Consider the following 17,232-nt stretch of genomic DNA (forward strand, 5'->3'; position numbering starts at 1 on the left):
GTATACGCAGGACCTGGCCCAAACTGATAAGATGTGGAGGTAATAAAAGAATGAATTTAAATTCCATTGCTCTGTTACAGCAGCTGAAAGCCCAATTGGAGAAGTTTAAAGCCAGGCATCCTAAGTTTCCTTTGTTTTTGGATGCTGTCTCTGAACATGCGCTTACAGAAGGGACTGTCGTTGAAATTGCGGTGTCCACGCCCGACGGGCAGAATTATACTTCAAATCTGAGACTCATGGCTGAGGATATTGAACTGATTCGTTCCTTAAAAGATATGAATGTCTAACGGGCGCCGGCGGCCGCCCGTTTTTCTATCCATATATAGTAGCCTGCACAAAGGACAATCTGCAGCAGAGTGGATGCAGGTGTGGCCAGTCCGATGCGGAACAAAGATACCGGCACAATCTGGCTCATAAGGCAGGACACCGGTATCCTTACCCCGAACGCACCGGCAATGCCCTGCAGCATGACAGTAATCGGAACCGCGAGCAGTTCCAGCAGCACCGGAAGCGCAAATCCAATTAGAGGAGACAAGATTCTGCCCTCTGTAAATTGACTGACTTTTTTCATAATTTTCATAGGGGTCAGACCCCTTTCAACACAGGGGTCTGACCCCTATGAAAATTTCCTCCTCATCCCCCGAATTTTTTCTTTTGTTCCTTTCGTCACCTGCCTCGATTCGCATATTTTCTGAAGTGCTTTATTATATGTGAAATCGTCTAAGGCAGTATGCTGCAGAAATGTCTCCGTATAGTTCGGATTGTATACGTAATACATGGACACTGCCCAGGCTACAGCCATTCTTACATAGTATGATTCTTCGTGTATCTGTTCCATGGCTGATAATGCCTGCTCGATATATGCGTCGTCGATATAATAATCTATAAGCATGACTACTGCAAAGCGGATGTCGTACGGCCGTCTGGACTTAAGCTTTGTCTGTATGTATTCATACATCTCTTCCGGGTGTTCTTTTGTTATCTTGAGTCCTGTGCAGAAGCTGTCGCAAACGGACCAGTTATCTATCTTGGGCAGAAATGCATCTATGCAGCTTAGAATCTCCTGTATTCCCGCTTTTGCATAACCGATCACCATACCCTGGAGCATGATCTCCTCAAAGCTTGCGTCTGATGCCGTCTGAAGATATGTGCGCCAGTCTTCTTTCGCTATCTGTTTTGCCAGTTTGCGCAGCCTGGGCAGACGGACGCCGATGACGCTGCCTGAGGGAATCTCGGGTATAAGTGAGCTGGAGAATTTCTGGAATTCTGGTTCTGCCATCTCTTTCAACATTGTTCTGATCTCTGTATTGTTCATGTCCTATCCTGCTTTCTCTGCCGCTATGCACCGCTTCGGGCATCCCACGTCATTATGATCTCTTTTTCTCCGGTATCCATATCGATGCCTTCTGATGCAGACTGAAATTTTTCGCGTTCATAGAAACGGACGGCACGCTTATTTTTCTCATACACGCATAATTCTAATGCCGGCCTTTTATCCTTCATATAATCCAGAAGCGCTTTCCCAATCCCACCTGACTGGGCTGCACCCTCCACAAATATGCCGGCGATATGGCTGCCGGATAGCGTCAGTTTACAAGGGCACACACTTAATATAATGATACCTTTCTTTTCTTTCATTCCTTCTTACCCCCTTGAATATGATACCCGACGCAGATACGCTTTGCACCCTTACTTTTTCCTCATCGTTGTCATCGCTGCATAGTGCAGGATATCAAAGCGCCGGGGAGCTGTCTCCTCAAGCATTGCCATGTGCTCTTCATCGAACTTCCCTATGTCCTCTTCCGGCAGCGATGCCCCGATGCCCCGGCATGCTTTCATCCTGCCATTCCAGCTCTCTCTTGTAAAAGGTACATACACATCGAATACATCCTCCTTTTCTATGGTAAAAAACTCATGATAAATGTCCGGTATCACTATCGGATGTCTCATCTCATTGCAGCCTGACCATTCAGAATTGTACTTCAAGATAAGCTGTTCAATCTTGCCTGCTATCTCATCTTCGAACGGCAGCCACGCCATATACAGAACTGCAAATATCCCACCGGGTTTCAGCATATGACAGATATGGGGCGCAAGCGCCGCATGGTCAAAGTACGTAAAACACTGGCATGCTGTTACAGCGCCAAAGTGGTTGTTCGGAAAATGGCTCTCCTCTGCTGGTACACAGCAAAACTCTATCTTAATCCCGGATTCCTCTGCTAATGCTTTCGCCTGTCCGATCTGCTACGCTGATATATCTATGCCTGTAAAGTCTGCGCCATACCGGTACATGTTCCTTGGAATAACTCCCGTCCCCGTCCCTATATCCAGCACGGTCTGCCCTTTCATACACACCCCCTTATCCAGAAGCCTCTTGTAGAATTCCTCCGGATAGATGTCCCTGTACTTCGCGTAATCTTCTGAGGTGCGTCCCCAGTCAAATTCTCTGCCATTATCTATACTTTTATCCTTAATCATCCCGGCACCTGCTTTCTATAAAAATACAATTCTGCAATACACTTTATTTTATATTATAGCAAATGAAGTTCAAAATGTATAACATAACCTCTACCGATACATGTTTTAATATCTTATGGCAAGCCAGAAAAGAGGGGCTGGTTTTACCCAGTCCCTCAATTTATACCTGTTACCGTATACGCCTGCCATATTCATCAAAGTGCTTCTTAAGCGACGATTCGACCGGCACGATAGACAGGCAGACCGCCACGAGCTGAAAGCTTACAATATACATGGAAGCAGTCTCATAGTCTCTGTTTTTCAATAACACCATAGCTGCCGCCGACAGCAATAGCAGAATGATGCCCCCTCTGCACCACACGTTCCCACAGCATTTATGTGCATAGGTCCATGTCTCTTTATTCATCATGGACCTCTTTGTCCGATACCCATATGCCAGATTTATCGAAGCCGGAGGATGTTTCCTCCATATGCATCCAGTCAGTGCCACCACCGCCGGAGTCAGCAGGACCATGCAGAACAAAAATATATACATAGCTCATCCCTATCTATTTAATAAAAAAACCAGCCACTTTCATATTCTTATCAAACGTAATCGTATACTGCGCTTTCCGTTCTTCATAGGACAGCCACCGCAAATTCCTGCTCCGTATCTTTATCTTCGCTTCCGGCCACCGCCTCATTCCCATAGCTCTTGAATGCCCCCAGTTCTTCTACTACAGGCTGCACTTGGCTGACCATCGTCTCTGCCGGAAGTGCCGCCTTAAGCTGTGCGTTCCATTTCTCTTCCGCCAGTTTTTCGTACTCTTCCGCGTTTACCAAGTCGATCACCTCTTCCGCCGCCTTCAGCCTGTTTCAGCCGCGTCTCCTACCGGGCCCGGAATCGTAATGCTTACCGCAAATTCCCGGTCCTTTTCTTCAATATCCATGCCGCCCCCGCAGCGCTGCAGCGTCTGACGCACATTGCCAAGTCCAATCCCTCTGTGTTCAGTATCTTTCCCGTCTTTTTTCAACGCAGGATCATATGAATTACATATTTTGACGACGCTGAATTCACGAAAGGCATCTGCCTTTACAGTAATGTATCTCTTGTCTCCGGACCCTTCTGCAGCCTCCAGCGCATTATCCAGCAGATTGGCAAATACAGTCGTCACATCCATATCCTTCATATGCCCGAGCCGTATCTTGCCTATACTGACTTCCATGCGTATGTTCTTCTGCCTGGCCGTCTCCGCCTTGTCATTCAGTATGATGTTCAGCATATGGCTGTCCGTGTACTGACGACTCGTACTTCTCTTCCAGCTTTTTATAATAGTGGTACTGCATCTCGCTCTGCCTCTGGAACGTCTTCAGCTCTTCCTTCAGCTTCCTGTTCCTGGACTGGTAAGAAAACAGATACAGGATATACAGGTTCATGAACACCAGGAAGCATATATCCACGATAACCAGATACGCCCCGTATAACTGTATATAAACATTGCCGAGTACGATGAGGGACGCGATGATAAATGCACTGATCAGCGGCGGAAGAAAAAGTCCGGCAAACTGGAAGCCTGACACGTCCTCGAACTGCCTGCCGTCTGCCAAGCCGGCCCCTGAACTGTGCGGATCGTTTTTGTGACAGCGGTATGATATCACCGTTCATCATATGGATATCATATCCTCTGATTGACTTTACATGGTAGAGGTTCACGGTAAAGCTCTTGTGCGGGGCAGCAAAGCATATGCTTCCATCCGCTCCGCCAGTTCGGTAATCTTTCCCCTCAGAAGATATTCCCCGTTCTTAGTTACCATGCGTATTTTCCGCCCCACATATTCCATGTAATATATATCATACACATCCATTTCTAACACGCCTTCGCAGGCAGCCAAATGTAGGGGCCCCTCCCGTCCTCTCTCTTTGCCATAGTCACATGCCTCTATGAACTGGCTCCTGATCTCCTCCTCATCCACAGGTTTGAGAAGAAAGGCAAACGGGTGTACAAGAAAAGAGCGGCTCATATAATCCTCATAGCCGGTGACATAGATGATTCTGACGGCGTGGTCTGTCCTTCTGATTACGGCGGCCGCCTCCAGCCCGTCGGTCTCAGGCATATCGATATCCAGGAATAGCACATCATATCCCTTATATCCGTCTATCAGGTCTGCCCCGTCGGCAAACTCGCTTATCAGGCACTCTGCACCCGACCTTTCTACCGCTGTGCGGATGAGCATCCGCACCAGCATATCGTCATCACAGATAGCAACATGATACATATTCTCTACCCTCTCTTTTCATGCTGATTTCATTATATCGGTAAATATCCGAGCCGACAATATCTATGTCGCCAGATACAGAATCAGGCGCATAAGATACGGCCGGAAGCAGCGGACTCAAATAATTGCGGAAAACCTGACAAGCCGTTGTCAGATTACACGTGTTACAATAGAGCAAATACAACTAAAAGGAGAGTAAAAGATGGAATATATAACTGTTGACGAGAAAAATATAGAGAAGGAGCATATCTGCTGCTGTATCGCAGACAAGAAAGGGGAAAACTGCGTCTCTTCCAAAAAGGCATGGATGAAAGAGAACCTGCCGGACGGACTTGTGTTTCTGAAAGCAGATGTAAGAGGCAAAGTTTTTATCGAATACATGCCTGCCGAAAATGCCTGGTATCCGATTGATGCGCCAGGGTACATGCATATCAACTGTTTCTGGATATCGGGACAGCATAAGGGGAAGGGATATGCCAACGAGCTGCTCGATCAATGCATCGAAGATGCAAAGGCAAAGGGGAAATGCGGTATCACGATTATTGCCTCCGAGAAAAAAAGAAGCTATCTGCCAGACCCGGACTATATGAAATATAAAGGCTTTACCGCTGCCGATACTGCCAGCCCGTATTTCGTACTCTACTACCTACCTTTTTCAGATACAGCGCCTGTGCCAAAGTTCAAGGGCTGTGCCACATCTGGAACGATCGAGGAAAAGGGAATGGTCCTGTATTACACGAACCAATGCCCACACACTGCAAAGTATGTCCCCCTTATCCAGGATACCGCCAGACAGCATGGAACCACAGTTACGGTCCACAAGCTGGAAACAGCCCGTCAGGCTCAGGAGGCGCCTACTCCCTTTACGACGTACAGCTTCTATTATGACGGAGAATTCATCACAAATGAAATATTTGGCGAAAAGAAATTTGAAAAATTTCTTCATGCACACGGGCTTTAGATGCCAGAAGCATTCGGCATCTGCCGGCCTGTTACCGGAGCTTCTGAATCTCCTTTAAAAACCGTTCGCCGTATTTGTCATATTTATACTCTCCCACTCCGGAGACAGACAGCATACCTTGCTTATCTTCCGGCTTCTCCACACACATGTGGACAAGTGTCTTGTCAGAAAATACGAGATATGGGGGCACTTTTTCTTCTCTTGCTATTTCCTTCCTGAGTGCCCTCAGCCTCTCGAACATAGGCTCATTTGCCGCGGAAAGCCCTGCTGCTTTTGTCTTTCTGCCCTTTGCCTTCTTGCGGCTCTTCGTTTCCTTCTCTGCGTCCTTCGGCATCTTCATCGTAATCTGCTCTTTCCCGTCGAGTATCTGTCCTGATCTGGCGGTCAGCTTAACGATACTGTAGCCGTCCGTCGTCAGCATGAGATATTCTCCGAGCAGCAGATGGTTGACAATCTGCCGGAGACGGTAGGCAGGAACCTTAGCCAGCGCCCCATACTGCGGATTTTCATCCATATGGTACTGGCGGATCTTCGCCGTCTTCGAGCCATGTACGGTATCCAGAATGACATTGACGCCATAGCGCTGCCGGCATGACGATACGCAGCCGATGATAGCAGCTGCGCTCTCTGTGACATCCACCGTCTCAAACTGCGATAGGCAGTTACTGCAGTTTCCACAGTAGTTGTCCCCGTACTCTCCAAAATAACGAAGAATATAGTCCCGGAGGCATTCCTTGGTAAAGCAGTAGAACGTCATCTTCCTCAGGCGCTCCCTATCCCTCTCTTTTACAATCTCCATCGTCAGCTCATCCAGCTGGTCATTCTCCCTGTTATTGTCTATAAAGAGCTGGTTCGTCACCACATCCTGGCCGCCGTACAGAAGGATGCATTCGGAGGCTTCGCCGTCCCTTCCTGCCCTTCCGGCTTCCTGATAGTAGCTCTCCATATTTTTCGGCATATTGTAGTGCACCACATATCTGACGTTGGATTTATCTATCCCCATGCCAAATGCATTTGTCGCCACCATGATATCTGAGCGGTCATAGATGAAGTCCTCCTGGTTCGACTTCCGTTCCTTGTCACTGAGGCCCGCGTGGTATCTTGTGGCAGAAAATCCCGCCTCTTTAAGCCTGTCGCACACATCCTCCACATTTTTACGGGTCAGGCAGTAGATGATGCCACTCTCTTTTCTGTGCCGCTCTGTATAGTTCAGCAGGGCTTCGAGCTTATCCTTTGGGGAATGTACTGCAAAGTACAGGTTCGGACGGTCAAAACCGGTAGAAGTGACAAGAGGATTCTGAAGCTGCAGTATATCTGCAATATCTTCCCTGACTTCCTTCGTGGCTGTCGCGGTAAACGCACTCACCACAGGGCGCATAGGAAGCTTCTCGATAAAGTCTACAATCTTCAGATAACTGGGCCTGAAATCCTGTCCCCACTGTGATACGCAGTGCGCCTCGTCTACCGCCACCATAGAGATGTCCGTATGAAGGGCAAAGTCCAGGAACTCGCCTGTATCCAGCCGTTCAGGAGCCACATAGATGATGGGATACCGTCCTTCCTTCGCGTACCGCAGCGCCGTGTGGTATTGGTTCAGCGTAAGAGAGCTGTTCAGATACGCCGCATGGACCCCCGCCTGGTTCAGCGCTTCGACCTGGTCTTTCATCAGTGATATAAGCGGTGATATGACGAGCGTAATGCTCCGCATCAGAAGGGCCGGTATCTGATAGCAGAGCGATTTGCCGGCACCGGTCGGCATGATGCCAAGCGTGTCTCTTCCTTCGAGGATGCTGTCGATCAGCACATTCTGCCCGTCCCGGAACTCGTCATATCCAAAATATTGTTTTAAAACTTCGTATTTATCCATTATCGTATCTCAAAATCCTCCGAATGGAAATTGCTGTAATACCGTCCTTTTACTGCCGTGAACTTCAGTACGCAGTAGTCCGGATCCGTCACGCCTTTTTCATAATACATCGTGTCTCCGTCACGCCAGATCCTTTCCTTCGCTTCCGGGGTCTCCAGTACCTCCATCGTCCCCATAAGGCATACGCCTCGGTAAAACCGTTTATCGACAAAATATATGCTTGCCTGCGCATTCTTCCGGTAGCACTTCACCTTGTTCGATGATGTATTGGTCGTGAACCAGAAGGTCCGGATGCCATCACGTTCCCTTGGAGGAAGCATGGCCCTGCTGACGGGAAACCCTTCCTCGTCTATGTAGCTGACAACGTTCAAATTGTTTTTATCGATCAGGCTGCCTATCGTCTGAACCGGATTTCTCATCATATCTTTGTCCTGCCTTCTTTCTAATTTCTTTTGTTGTCTTTGTACTTCCGCGCCTGCTCATCCCAGTATGTCCTGTCGTCCTCATCAATCTTACGCAGCACTTTGCACGGACAGCCTGCTGCTATCACTCCGGACGGGATATCCTTCGTCACCACAGAGCCGGAGCCTATCACTACATTATCGCCGATGCTGACTCCCGGGTTGATGACCGTATTGCCGCCAATCCACACATTGCTGCCAATGGATACCTTCCTGCCGAATTCCAGCTGTGTATTGCGTACTTTTGCGTCAATCGGGTGCCCTGCGGTATAGACGCACACCCGCGGCCCCCAGAATACGTCGTCTCCTATCGTGACACTGCACACATCTACGATGATACAGTCATAATTGGCATAGAAATTTTCTCCTATGGAGATGTTCGTTCCATAATCACAGCGGAATGTAGGTTCGATGTGCAGATTCTCCCCCGTCCTTCCGAACAGTTCTTTAAAAGCTGCGTACGGTAATCCATCTGTTCCTCTGTCGTACTGTTATACAGCCGCGTAAGACGCTTTGCCCGCATGAACTCTCTCGTAAGTTCTGGGTCGTCCGCAATATATAATTGTTCTGATAACATCAATTCTTTCTCTGTCATATCCTGCTCCCATCTTATGGTTTATTCCGCCAGGCTTACGAACCCGATGACGGAAGGTACGGTCTGAGCACGCCGGCCACATTGCTGATAGGCATCGTCTGAAGCCAGACTTTACCCGGCCCTGTAATGACGGTGTTAAAGATACCTTCGCCTCCAAACAGCATGTTCTTCACACCCGGAACACTCTGTATCTCCATGCTGCAAGTGGCAGACATCGCCGCCCTGTGCCGTATAGATATTCTGGAACATCTTCTCACCGGTGAACATCCGCCCAAAGGCTTTCCCGATTCCACCGTTGGTCGTCGTCTCCATCAGCATGTTGGGCGACATCCATGCCATGCCTCCGCCTTCTGTAATCATCTGCTCCCCGGCCTCAAGCCGGCAGATGACGACCGGAAGCGTCTCGCCCTGAATCTCATACCTCATATTCACATCCTCCTTTTTACCAAGTATAACATAAGTGTCACATCATTCAAGAAAACTTTCCGAAGATGTGTTAAAATATCATCAGTGCATCAGAAGTGCCATCAAGGAGGAATATAATGCCAAGAGAACAGGAACAGCGGCACGTATACTACGACCGCGATTTGAAGATAGAAGCATATAACTTAAGTGGAATCGTCCAGAAATTTCCCAACCATTTTCATAAATTCTATGTCATCGGATTCGTGGAAGGCGGCAGGAGGCATCTCTGGTGCAAGGCACAGGAGTACGACCTGACAGCCGGGGATCTCATCTTGTTCAACCCTAACGACAACCATTACTGCGCGCCCCTCGGAGGCGAGATACTGGATTACCGGGCTGTCAACATTCCCCCGGATATCATGGAAAGAGCCGCATCGGAAATCACAGGGAAGCCGTTTGTCCCGCATTTCACCCAAAATGTCGTGTACCAGAGCGATATCACCCAATCGCTCGGAAGGCTGTATGACGCCATCTTAAAGGGCGGTCCGCGCCTGGAGAGGGAGGAAGCGTTCTTCTTCCTCCTCCATCAAGTCCTGGAAGACTATGCCGCACCTTTTGACGAGGTGGAAATTATACAGCCCAATCCGCAGATACAGACGTTATGCAGCTATATGGACGAACATTTCTCCGATAACATAACCCTGGATGACCTGCTTACTATGACGAGCTTCGGGAAGTCATATCTCATAAGGTCCTTTACCCGACAGGTAGGGGTCTCCCCATACCGCTATCTCCAGACCGTACGTCTCACACGGGCCAAGAAGTTTCTGGAACAGGGCGTTCCGCCTATCGATGCGTCCGATAGGGCGGGATTCTCGGATCAGAGCCACTTTACAAACTTTTTCCGGGAATTTACAGGCCTTACTCCCAAGCAGTACCAGCGGATATTTACAGATAGCAGTACCGGCACATCCAGAAATGCGCCGGTAGGGAATACAGGTTACGGCAAGAGAGAGGAACGATAACAGACATGTCAGAGACAAGCAAAGCCAAAGGCCATGTGGCCGCATTCATAACCATACTCATCTGGGGCACTACTTTCATTTCCACAAAGGTGCTTCTTAAGGACTTTACACCAATCGAGATATTATTTATCCGGTTTATCATCGGCTATATCGCACTGTGGTGCGTCCGTCCAAAGTTTATGCCGCTGAGAGGAAGAAAGCAGGAAGGAACCTTTCTCCTTGCAGGCCTGTGCGGCATCTGCCTCTATTACCTGCTGGAGAACATCTCCCTGACCCTGACCCAGGCATCCAACGTGGGAGTCATCATCTCCACAGCCCCCTTCTTCACCGCCATACTTGCGCGGCTCTCCTCACGGGAGAAGGAACCGCTCGGCGTACCATTTTTTCTCGGATTCGTGGCTGCAATGGCTGGAATCTGCCTGATCAGCTTTTCAGACGGAAGTGCAAGCCTGAACCCGACCGGAGACTTCCTTGCGCTGCTGGCTGCTTTCATCTGGGCCTGCTACTCTGTACTGACGAAGAAGATCTCCGGGTACGGGTATTCCACGATAGAGACGACACGAAGAGTCTTCTTCTACGGCATCATGTTCATGGTTCCGGTGATGCTCTTCTCTGGGTTTGCTCCTGACCTAAAAGCGCTGATAAGTCCGGTCAGCCTCGGAAACATGCTCTTCCTGGGACTGGGAGCCTCCGCGCTCTGCTTTGTCACCTGGAACGCTGCCGTACGGATCCTCGGAGCGGTAAGGACGAGCGTCTACATCTACCTTGTGCCCGTCATCACCGTGACCGCCTCCGTAATCGTGCTGAAAGAGCACGTCACGATGAAGTCTTGTATCGGCATGCTGCTGACCCTGGCCGGTCTATGGATATCAGAACATAAGTGAAGGGGTAAGTAAAGTGGCTGCGGGCGGGGAGCCGCTATCGGCGAACATCCCACAAGCTTAGGAATCTGTGTGATAGTCGCAGTTCCCGGACGCATCGGAGCCTCTTCCCCATACCTTCCCATCGGCGTCTGGTTTACAAAACTCCTAATTACTCCGCCTTCAGCGCCTCTACCATGTCAATGTGCGGAATCTTTCTGGACACTATCCGGCTGATCAGGAAGGACAGGATAAGCGTTCCTGCTGCACTCAGCACCCACGATCCAGCCTTTATAAATACCGGCATATCCCTAGAGTCCGGTATGGTGGAAAGCAGATAGTAAAGCAGTCCGTATCCCGCCGGCATGCCGATAAGTATCCCAAGTACGGACAGCCATACATTCTGCTGTATCATTATCTTCCGTATCTTCTTATCTGCAAATCCGAGCACCTTCATCGTCGCAAATTCCCGGTACCGTTCCATATAAGACAGTATGCCCAGGTTATACAGCATGACGCTTCCAAGAATTACTGCTCCAAGTACGAGGATAGTTATCATCATCACCATTCCATCCATCATGGAATCCACACTCTTGGTAAGTTCCTTCTGGTATGATATGCTGCATTCGTCTTCGTAAGGGCCAAAGCCATGTTCCGGTTCCTTTCCGATGATGGCATGTGCCTCATATACTTGGCCTGCATCCTCATAATCTGCCCGCATCATGACAATACCCTGGCTGAGCGGCGTGCGGATGATTGCTTTTACCTCAGACCTTATATATGACTTGCCGCCTGCCGGTTTCCATGAGATGACATCCCCCTTCCTGATGCCAAGGCTGTCTGCCGTCTTCTTTGACAGCGCGGCTCCTCCGTCCACCCTCGTAAATGTATCCAGATCTTCCGCCAGCTTCACGTATCGCGTGCTTTCTGCCACGGTAAGTGTAACGTCTTTTTTCTCCGCCTTCTTACTTTTCCTGTCTCCTTCACCGTCTGGCTCTGATGACGCTTCCCCTGTAAGGATGGATGCGCTGCTCTCCATCAGGTATTCCCCGTCCGTCATCGCGAGAATGTCCTGTTGTCCTTGTTCCTCCGGCAGCTCCGTTATCTTGCATTCATACTCCTGCTGTTTCGTAAACGTCCAGTCCGATAGATTTACAAATGTATCATATAGCGCAAACGCACAGAACAGAAGCGCCGTACAGCCGAGGATGCCGCACAGGCTCATAAAGCTTCTCAGCCTGTTCCTCGCGATGGCCCTGAGATTCCATCTTCCTGCAAATCCAAGGAAGCCGGCTGCTCTTGGAAGCTCCTTCACACCTCCATTAGGCTTATCAGCATACAATACAGTGGCCGCGTCCGGCTTAAGATATTTTCGGCAGATCAGACCGCTGATAATCACACAGAGGGACGTGCAGCCAAGCGGCAGAAGATAATAAGCAGGAGGAAGATACCCTTCCCACAGAGGCAATACATACATCTGCTTCATAAACCTGTATATCAGTCCCGGCAGGAAACGGTATCCGCATACGAATCCTCCAAATGCTCCGGCAAGGCAGATAAAGGCATTGTGAGACAGATAATGGATAATCAGCCTCTTCTTTGTAAAACCCAATGCCTTCAGTATGCCTATCTGCATCTTCTGATTCTTCAGCAACCGATGCATGGTCGTCATGACGATCATCACGGCTATCAGAAGAAATGCGGCTGAAAAAGCCGTTCCTATCGTCCTGTGCTGCTCTATCTCATCTTTCACCATGGATAGGCCCGGATAGCCGGACACCTCTGACGACGTTATTTTGCCGTCGCCAAGTATATCCTGTATGAGTTGTTTATTTTCCGGCCTTGCAGTCTTTACCACAATCTCGTTCAAAATGTATGGAACTTCTCCGGGCAGAAGCTTCGGACTAATCCATGTAAAACCCGTATTCTTATGTTCCGGCATCATCCCGCCTTCGGATGCACCATATATATTCCGGACTATAGACAAGACTGAGGATCTTCCCCTTGATTTCCAGGCCTTTGTACTGTAACTCCATATAGCTGCCGACCTTGTAATGATTCTCTTTGGCATACAGCGCGTCCAGCCATATGCCTTTTTGGCTGCTGTCAAATGGAATCCCTTCCTTGACGTGAAGCCTTGATATATTGTCACTTTCTGCCACATAGGTATCCAGCGAAGCTTCTCTGTTATCTGCGGGAACCATCGGCAGGAACATCCTGCCTTCCGCTTCTGTAATGCGGTCATCTTTCCTAATCTGCTCTAGATTGGTTTCCGAAAAATGATGAAACACCCATATATCCGCCATGTTCTGATTATGTATATAATTATTAAAAATCTTCTCCAGGCCTTTCCATTCTCCTGTAATTCCGGAAAAAAGGAAGCATCCTATAAACATCATGAGAAAAATGACCGTAAATTGTACTTTATTTTTATATATATCCCGCAGCATCTTTCTTATTAACATTACCAGTCCACCTCTTCTATACTAACGGGACGTTCATTCACTAGATTCTCGACGACCCTACCATTCTTTACCCTGACGATCCTGTCGGCTGCTTTGGCAAGATTGGCATTATGAGTGACAATGAGCGTCGTACAGCCTTCCTCCTTGCATAGCCTCCTGGTCTCTGACAGCACCATGCAGCCTGTCTCGCTGTCCAGGGCGCCTGTCGGTTCGTCACAGAGCAGCAAGTCGGAATTCTTGGCTATCGCCCTCGCGATAGATACCCTCTGCTGTTCTCCTCCTGACAGCTGGTCCGGGAATTTGCCCCCGTGGCCTTCGAGGCCGACTTTTCAAGCGCCTCATCCGGAGACGCGACATCCTTTTCAGCTCTTGCATAAGCGCTACATTTTCCCGGACGGTCAATGTCGGGATCAGATTATAAAATTGAAATACGAACCCTACCTTTTCGGCCCGGTAGCCAGACATCTCTTTTTCATTCAACGCAGCGATGTCCAGGCCGGAAATCCTTACCTCCCCTTCATCAGCGTGGTCTATTCCTCCAAGAATATTCAGAAGCGTACTTTTGCCCGCGCCGCTTGGTCCCAGTATGACAGTAAATTCTCCCTCTTCTACGGTAAATGATACTTTGTTAAGGGCATATACCTTTCGTCCTCCGCTTTCATATGTTCTGCTTACGCCTTTTAATGCCACGATACTCATGCTTACTGCCTCTCCTTTTCTATGTATGCTGTCCCGGATGTACGGTATACCACCCGTTCCGGTTCTTTCGTGGCTCTTATATTAACGGCTTCTGTATTGATTTACAATAGCAACTCCCGTATAAAAATCATAACTTAACAGCCGTTCATTATTCATATCTCAGGAAGTAAAAAAACTGCCTCCTGTCTGAAGGCAGTTCCCATTATTTTATAGCCGGCTACAACTTTTCCGCATTCACGGCCAGCCCTGTGCACAACATCTTAAACACCTTGATGAACTCTTTCTGAGCATCTTCCGAATCTTTATGCTCTAGCAATACGTGACGGATGCAGGAGATAAATGTTGAAGTCAATATGTCAATGTATGGAGAATCGCTGTCCTCCATGTTAAGGTGCCATGCCATGTGGTTTTTAAACTTTTTTACAAACGCTTCTCTCGCTTCGATGAACCGGGTCGTTCTCAACTCAAACAGAATAAGCAGACGTTCATCAAGCACATACTGGAACTCTTCATAATTGCTCAGATCATTCATTTCCTTTAACGCGTCCAGCAATTCGTCCATCGTATAAGCCTTGACTTGTAATTCCAGATGGCCTTCTACCAGCTTTGAAAGCTTTTCCAGCGGTTCTTCCAGAATCTCAGAAAGGATTGCTTCCTTGTTCGGAAAATAATGGTATATATTGCCCAGCGTCGTATTCGCTTTTTTGGCAATCACCCGCATGGATGCAGCTTCATAGCCATGAAGCAGGAACTCTTTTTGTGCCGCCTTGCGTATTTCTTCCCTGATGTTTTTTTGGTCTGCATATTCCTCCCCCCGTATAAGAACATCTTATATGCTTTTAAAGCCTTTTTCAACATTTCAAAATAAAATAAAAATTAATATCTGCCATCTGTTTATTTTTTACAAATATCGATACACTGCTTTTCTTTTTCATCTTGTGGTGGTATACTGTCGTTATGGGGTATTAGCGCAGCTGGGAGCGCGCAACATTCGCATTGTTGAGGCCACGGGTTCGAATCCCGTATACTCCACTGCCAGAAAAGCGGTTAGAAACCTGCCATACCCTGTAAACAGAGGGATGGCGGGTTTTCTGTATGCAGAATATATTTCTGCCTATATCGTAAAACAAACAATTATACAACACGAAGTGCAATACGAAATATGCCCAGGTGACTTACGCTTCTGGGCTCTGTTATTACAGTATTACCGCTTACTGCACCACTCATCTAGCTTCTTACGCAAGCTGATGGTTCGGTATGCCCGGCTTGTTTGGTTCAGGCTTTTTTTATGGCTTTGATGAGAGGGCTGTACTCTGGTGGGCTTGCCATACAACCTTGAAGCAGATGGCAATGCTGCCGGAGCCGCTGCCGGATGGGTGTACGGCAGCTGTCCGCTCTGACCGTCCACGATAGATGGAAACGTCTCTCCGCACGATGAATTGGCAGCCTATGCCGCCCCGCCGTTATTCTAGTACAAGTGGTAAAAGAGAGCCTGTCCTTTAATAGCGATTTCATAGGATCCTATACTTTTTGTTTCAAATCTTAGTTTGCTGTTTAAAATCTTTCCTTGTCGGGCATCCAACGCATACCCTTCTACCGTCGTCTCAAGATTGTTCGCGATATTCACCGGACCTGCCGGTCCCTGTTCCCCTTTTTCACCTTTTGGTCCTTTGATACCTTGTAATCCTTGCGGTCCTGTCAGGCACTGAGGGCCCGGCCAACCCCTGAGGACCGGTAGGAACACTCTTTTATGCACAACCACCGCAGACCCGCATAAATACAGGGATTGTAAAAAATTTAAAGACAATTAAACGTATCTATAATCACACCTAAAACGCCGAATGTCCCTTCTGCCTGAATGCTACGGTTCATCCTTGCCTTCGCACGATTCGCATTCATAGATTTCTTCCGTCCTTCCATATGTATTCTTATACACATGCTGTTTACGTTTGAAGTGAAATGCCTTTCCATGTGGACATACCGGTTTCCCGGATTCGTCTCTTTTGAAGTTCACTGCCCTGTATGGATTTTTATGATAGCCTTTATCTGTCGCTTCTTTTTTAAACATGGCGAATTTCATATATTTTTCCATGCCATGCTCTTCACAATAAAGATAGTTATTATAGGAGCCATACCCGGCATCAGCAACCGGGTACTTTGGATAATGTCCGTAAATCCTATGGTACTTCTCCATCAAAGGGACAAAACATTCCATGTCCGATGCGTAAGGTTTTACGTCGACTGCCGCAATGTATTCATCACAGACAGCGGCCTGAAGGTTGTACGCCGGAAGCAGCTGGCCATTCCCCATGTAATCCCGTTTTAATCGCATGAAGGTAGCATCGTGATCCGTTTTAGAATAACTGTTTCTTTCATCCCCGCAGATTTCCATATGACGCGCATATGTTTTTAAACGCTCAAGATATCCCTGCATTTGCTGATACTGTTTCTGCTGGATACTTTTTCTGTGTCCACATCCGGAGACGAAAGTGGATTCATCCAGGTTTGTCCCTTTCCTATACATTTCCAGCAGCTCGGATACATAATCGATGGCGTATGCTTCCCGTTTCTCAAGCTTCACGCCTAAATATCCCAAGACTTCCTGATTCATGGCATCAATCAGGAGCGATATCTTATGGTACACCTTTTCCCGGTTCTTTGTACAGGATTTTTTCCATACCCAGGTATAGCGGTTCGCATTCGCCTCTATTTTAGTGCCATCGATATAGGTGTGTTCCAGGTCAACATGATCCTTTTCGAAGATATAGGCATTGATATCCATGAAGATCTGCTCGATGGAATCTGTCAGCTGCTTTCGGATGATGTTTCCAAAAGTGGCAAAAGACGGCGCCTGCATGCCATCAAGAAGATACATATACCGAATGTCATTTCTGCAGGATTTTTCCATTCCCCGCAGAGAGCAGATGCCATGTTCCATGAAAGCAAAGAGTATCACTTTGAGGAGCTTCTGTTCATCACATCTTGGACGACCTGTTTTGTAAACACTCTGAAAACTGCCATAGCTTCATCAGCTCCTTTGCTGTGGATTTGTTACACGGTAGAATGCGGATTTTAAGGGGGCTGTAAAAAAACTCCCTGAAAAGAAAAATCGCTGAGGTCGTGAGACTTCAGCGATTTTTTGGTATAATTAATTATGCAA

21 protein-coding genes, 1 tRNA gene and 4 pseudogenes are annotated in these 17,232 nt (G+C 48.0%); 5 read left to right on the forward strand and 21 right to left on the reverse strand.

Going from position 1 to position 17,232, the window contains the following annotated elements; genetic code table 11:
• Positions 1 to 50: 50 nt before the first annotated feature.
• On the forward strand, positions 51 to 287 hold the full coding sequence (locus E1963_RS10330) for a hypothetical protein (protein ID WP_066579771.1): 237 nt from the start codon (positions 51 to 53) through the stop codon (positions 285 to 287).
• Here E1963_RS10330 and E1963_RS21920 read toward each other — a convergent pair.
• The 11 genes and pseudogenes from E1963_RS21920 to E1963_RS20625 all read right to left on the reverse strand — a co-directional run bounded on the left by E1963_RS21920 (position 284) and on the right by E1963_RS20625 (position 4,734).
• Positions 284 to 580, reverse strand: a complete 297-nt coding sequence (locus E1963_RS21920) for a hypothetical protein (RefSeq protein ID WP_330570776.1) — start codon at positions 578 to 580, stop codon at positions 284 to 286. The two genes, E1963_RS10330 and E1963_RS21920, sit on opposite strands and share 4 nt — an antisense overlap.
• A gap of 36 nt (positions 581 to 616) precedes the next feature.
• Positions 617 to 1,315, reverse strand: coding sequence for a DNA alkylation repair protein (locus E1963_RS10340; protein WP_132277735.1), 699 nt, complete (start codon positions 1,313 to 1,315; stop codon positions 617 to 619).
• A gap of 23 nt (positions 1,316 to 1,338) precedes the next feature.
• Positions 1,339 to 1,638, reverse strand: coding sequence for a GNAT family N-acetyltransferase (locus E1963_RS10345; RefSeq protein ID WP_132277737.1), 300 nt, complete (start codon positions 1,636 to 1,638; stop codon positions 1,339 to 1,341).
• A 51-nt stretch (positions 1,639 to 1,689) separates the two neighbouring features.
• On the reverse strand, positions 1,690 to 2,241 hold the full coding sequence (locus E1963_RS10350) for a class I SAM-dependent methyltransferase (RefSeq protein WP_330570781.1): 552 nt from the start codon (positions 2,239 to 2,241) through the stop codon (positions 1,690 to 1,692).
• A 3-nt stretch (positions 2,242 to 2,244) separates the two neighbouring features.
• On the reverse strand, positions 2,245 to 2,478 hold the full coding sequence (locus E1963_RS21925; RefSeq protein ID WP_315974334.1) for a class I SAM-dependent methyltransferase: 234 nt from the start codon (positions 2,476 to 2,478) through the stop codon (positions 2,245 to 2,247).
• A gap of 169 nt (positions 2,479 to 2,647) precedes the next feature.
• Entirely contained in the window at positions 2,648 to 3,013 is a 366-nt protein-coding gene (locus E1963_RS10355) for an SdpI family protein (RefSeq protein ID WP_243117667.1), read from the reverse strand.
• An 83-nt stretch (positions 3,014 to 3,096) separates the two neighbouring features.
• Positions 3,097 to 3,309 (reverse strand): hypothetical protein, encoded by a 213-nt coding sequence (locus E1963_RS10360; RefSeq protein WP_243117668.1) that lies wholly within the window; start codon positions 3,307 to 3,309, stop codon positions 3,097 to 3,099.
• Between the two features lie 14 nt (positions 3,310 to 3,323).
• Positions 3,324 to 3,740 carry an ATP-binding protein gene (locus tag E1963_RS10365; protein ID WP_132277739.1) on the reverse strand — a complete coding sequence of 139 codons (417 nt, stop codon included), beginning with the start codon at positions 3,738 to 3,740 and terminating at the stop codon, positions 3,324 to 3,326.
• On the reverse strand, positions 3,718 to 4,065 hold the full coding sequence (locus tag E1963_RS20615) for a hypothetical protein (RefSeq protein WP_243117678.1): 348 nt from the start codon (positions 4,063 to 4,065) through the stop codon (positions 3,718 to 3,720). Before E1963_RS20615 ends, E1963_RS10365 begins: the two co-directional genes overlap by 23 nt.
• Before the next feature lie 58 nt (positions 4,066 to 4,123).
• A pseudogene (locus E1963_RS22675) lies at positions 4,124 to 4,171 on the reverse strand (hypothetical protein); the annotation flags it as partial.
• Positions 4,168 to 4,734 carry a LytR/AlgR family response regulator transcription factor gene (locus tag E1963_RS20625; RefSeq protein WP_243117669.1) on the reverse strand — a complete coding sequence of 189 codons (567 nt, stop codon included), beginning with the start codon at positions 4,732 to 4,734 and terminating at the stop codon, positions 4,168 to 4,170. The gene E1963_RS20625 and the pseudogene E1963_RS22675, both read right to left, overlap by 4 nt.
• Positions 4,735 to 4,936: 202 nt before the next feature.
• Between E1963_RS20625 and E1963_RS10375 the strand changes: the two genes are divergently transcribed.
• A complete protein-coding gene (locus tag E1963_RS10375) occupies positions 4,937 to 5,695 on the forward strand; it encodes a GNAT family N-acetyltransferase (protein WP_132277741.1) in 759 nt (252 codons plus the stop codon).
• Positions 5,696 to 5,726: 31 nt separating this feature from the next.
• Here E1963_RS10375 and recQ read toward each other — a convergent pair whose 3' ends face one another.
• The 4 genes and pseudogenes from recQ to E1963_RS10395 all read right to left on the reverse strand — a co-directional run bounded on the left by recQ (position 5,727) and on the right by E1963_RS10395 (position 9,044).
• Positions 5,727 to 7,562, reverse strand: a complete 1,836-nt coding sequence (recQ, locus tag E1963_RS10380; protein ID WP_132277743.1) for a DNA helicase RecQ — start codon at positions 7,560 to 7,562, stop codon at positions 5,727 to 5,729.
• Positions 7,562 to 7,981: a pyridoxamine 5'-phosphate oxidase family protein gene (locus E1963_RS10385; RefSeq protein WP_132277809.1), complete on the reverse strand. Its 420-nt coding sequence runs from the start codon at positions 7,979 to 7,981 to the stop codon at positions 7,562 to 7,564. The genes recQ and E1963_RS10385 overlap by 1 nt, the downstream gene beginning before the upstream one ends.
• Positions 7,982 to 8,004: 23 nt before the next feature.
• Positions 8,005 to 8,618: pseudogene (locus E1963_RS22680) on the reverse strand (sugar O-acetyltransferase).
• 35 nt (positions 8,619 to 8,653) lie between these two features.
• Positions 8,654 to 9,044: pseudogene (locus E1963_RS10395) on the reverse strand (AIM24 family protein).
• A 116-nt stretch (positions 9,045 to 9,160) separates the two neighbouring features.
• Here E1963_RS10395 and E1963_RS10400 point away from each other — a divergent pair.
• On the forward strand, positions 9,161 to 10,048 hold the full coding sequence (locus E1963_RS10400) for an AraC family transcriptional regulator (protein WP_132277745.1): 888 nt from the start codon (positions 9,161 to 9,163) through the stop codon (positions 10,046 to 10,048).
• A gap of 5 nt (positions 10,049 to 10,053) precedes the next feature.
• Positions 10,054 to 10,932: a DMT family transporter gene (locus tag E1963_RS10405; protein ID WP_132277747.1), complete on the forward strand. Its 879-nt coding sequence runs from the start codon at positions 10,054 to 10,056 to the stop codon at positions 10,930 to 10,932.
• A 148-nt stretch (positions 10,933 to 11,080) separates the two neighbouring features.
• On the opposite strand, the gene E1963_RS10410 is transcribed toward E1963_RS10405, so the two are convergent.
• The 5 genes from E1963_RS10410 to E1963_RS10420 all read right to left on the reverse strand — a co-directional run bounded on the left by E1963_RS10410 (position 11,081) and on the right by E1963_RS10420 (position 14,793).
• Positions 11,081 to 12,853, reverse strand: coding sequence for an ABC transporter permease (locus tag E1963_RS10410; protein WP_243117670.1), 1,773 nt, complete (start codon positions 12,851 to 12,853; stop codon positions 11,081 to 11,083).
• Entirely contained in the window at positions 12,837 to 13,373 is a 537-nt protein-coding gene (locus E1963_RS20630; protein WP_243117671.1) for a hypothetical protein, read from the reverse strand. Before E1963_RS20630 ends, E1963_RS10410 begins: the two co-directional genes overlap by 17 nt.
• Positions 13,373 to 13,660, reverse strand: a complete 288-nt coding sequence (locus E1963_RS21285) for an ATP-binding cassette domain-containing protein (RefSeq protein WP_349764538.1) — start codon at positions 13,658 to 13,660, stop codon at positions 13,373 to 13,375. The genes E1963_RS20630 and E1963_RS21285 overlap by 1 nt, the downstream gene beginning before the upstream one ends.
• Positions 13,587 to 14,072 (reverse strand): ABC transporter ATP-binding protein, encoded by a 486-nt coding sequence (locus E1963_RS10415; RefSeq protein WP_279230713.1) that lies wholly within the window; start codon positions 14,070 to 14,072, stop codon positions 13,587 to 13,589. The genes E1963_RS21285 and E1963_RS10415 overlap by 74 nt, the downstream gene beginning before the upstream one ends.
• Before the next feature lie 217 nt (positions 14,073 to 14,289).
• Positions 14,290 to 14,793 carry a TetR/AcrR family transcriptional regulator gene (locus tag E1963_RS10420; protein ID WP_243117672.1) on the reverse strand — a complete coding sequence of 168 codons (504 nt, stop codon included), beginning with the start codon at positions 14,791 to 14,793 and terminating at the stop codon, positions 14,290 to 14,292.
• A gap of 238 nt (positions 14,794 to 15,031) precedes the next feature.
• On the opposite strand from E1963_RS10420, the gene E1963_RS10425 reads away from it, so the two are divergent.
• Positions 15,032 to 15,104, forward strand: a tRNA-Ala gene (locus tag E1963_RS10425).
• An 844-nt stretch (positions 15,105 to 15,948) separates the two neighbouring features.
• Here the strand turns inward: E1963_RS10425 and E1963_RS21940 are convergent.
• A pseudogene (locus E1963_RS21940) lies at positions 15,949 to 17,070 on the reverse strand (transposase); the annotation flags it as partial.
• Between the last annotated feature and the right edge of the window lie 162 nt (positions 17,071 to 17,232).

It is taken from the genome of Extibacter muris (genome assembly GCF_004345005.1).
Lineage (GTDB): Bacteria > Bacillota > Clostridia > Lachnospirales > Lachnospiraceae > Extibacter > Extibacter muris.

What these genes read in the sequence shown, in the direction of transcription:
- E1963_RS10330 (WP_066579771.1), top strand. Translation starts at nt 51, where the DNA reads ATGAATTTAAATTCCATTGCTCTGTTACAGCAGCTGAAAGCCCAATTG.
- E1963_RS21920 (WP_330570776.1), bottom strand. Translation starts at nt 580, where the DNA reads ATGAAAATTATGAAAAAAGTCAGTCAATTTACAGAGGGCAGAATCTTG.
- E1963_RS10340 (WP_132277735.1), bottom strand. Translation starts at nt 1,315, where the DNA reads ATGAACAATACAGAGATCAGAACAATGTTGAAAGAGATGGCAGAACCA.
- E1963_RS10345 (WP_132277737.1), bottom strand. Translation starts at nt 1,638, where the DNA reads ATGAAAGAAAAGAAAGGTATCATTATATTAAGTGTGTGCCCTTGTAAA.
- E1963_RS21925 (WP_315974334.1), bottom strand. Translation starts at nt 2,478, where the DNA reads ATGATTAAGGATAAAAGTATAGATAATGGCAGAGAATTTGACTGGGGA.
- E1963_RS10355 (WP_243117667.1), bottom strand. Translation starts at nt 3,013, where the DNA reads ATGTATATATTTTTGTTCTGCATGGTCCTGCTGACTCCGGCGGTGGTG.
- E1963_RS10365 (WP_132277739.1), bottom strand. Translation starts at nt 3,740, where the DNA reads ATGCTGAACATCATACTGAATGACAAGGCGGAGACGGCCAGGCAGAAG.
- E1963_RS20625 (WP_243117669.1), bottom strand. Translation starts at nt 4,734, where the DNA reads ATGTATCATGTTGCTATCTGTGATGACGATATGCTGGTGCGGATGCTC.
- E1963_RS10375 (WP_132277741.1), top strand. Translation starts at nt 4,937, where the DNA reads ATGGAATATATAACTGTTGACGAGAAAAATATAGAGAAGGAGCATATC.
- recQ (WP_132277743.1), bottom strand. Translation starts at nt 7,562, where the DNA reads ATGGATAAATACGAAGTTTTAAAACAATATTTTGGATATGACGAGTTC.
- E1963_RS10385 (WP_132277809.1), bottom strand. Translation starts at nt 7,981, where the DNA reads ATGAGAAATCCGGTTCAGACGATAGGCAGCCTGATCGATAAAAACAAT.
- E1963_RS10400 (WP_132277745.1), top strand. Translation starts at nt 9,161, where the DNA reads ATGCCAAGAGAACAGGAACAGCGGCACGTATACTACGACCGCGATTTG.
- E1963_RS10405 (WP_132277747.1), top strand. Translation starts at nt 10,054, where the DNA reads ATGTCAGAGACAAGCAAAGCCAAAGGCCATGTGGCCGCATTCATAACC.
- E1963_RS10410 (WP_243117670.1), bottom strand. Translation starts at nt 12,853, where the DNA reads ATGATGCCGGAACATAAGAATACGGGTTTTACATGGATTAGTCCGAAG.
- E1963_RS20630 (WP_243117671.1), bottom strand. Translation starts at nt 13,373, where the DNA reads ATGTTAATAAGAAAGATGCTGCGGGATATATATAAAAATAAAGTACAA.
- E1963_RS10415 (WP_279230713.1), bottom strand. Translation starts at nt 14,072, where the DNA reads ATGAGTATCGTGGCATTAAAAGGCGTAAGCAGAACATATGAAAGCGGA.
- E1963_RS10420 (WP_243117672.1), bottom strand. Translation starts at nt 14,793, where the DNA reads ATGCGGGTGATTGCCAAAAAAGCGAATACGACGCTGGGCAATATATAC.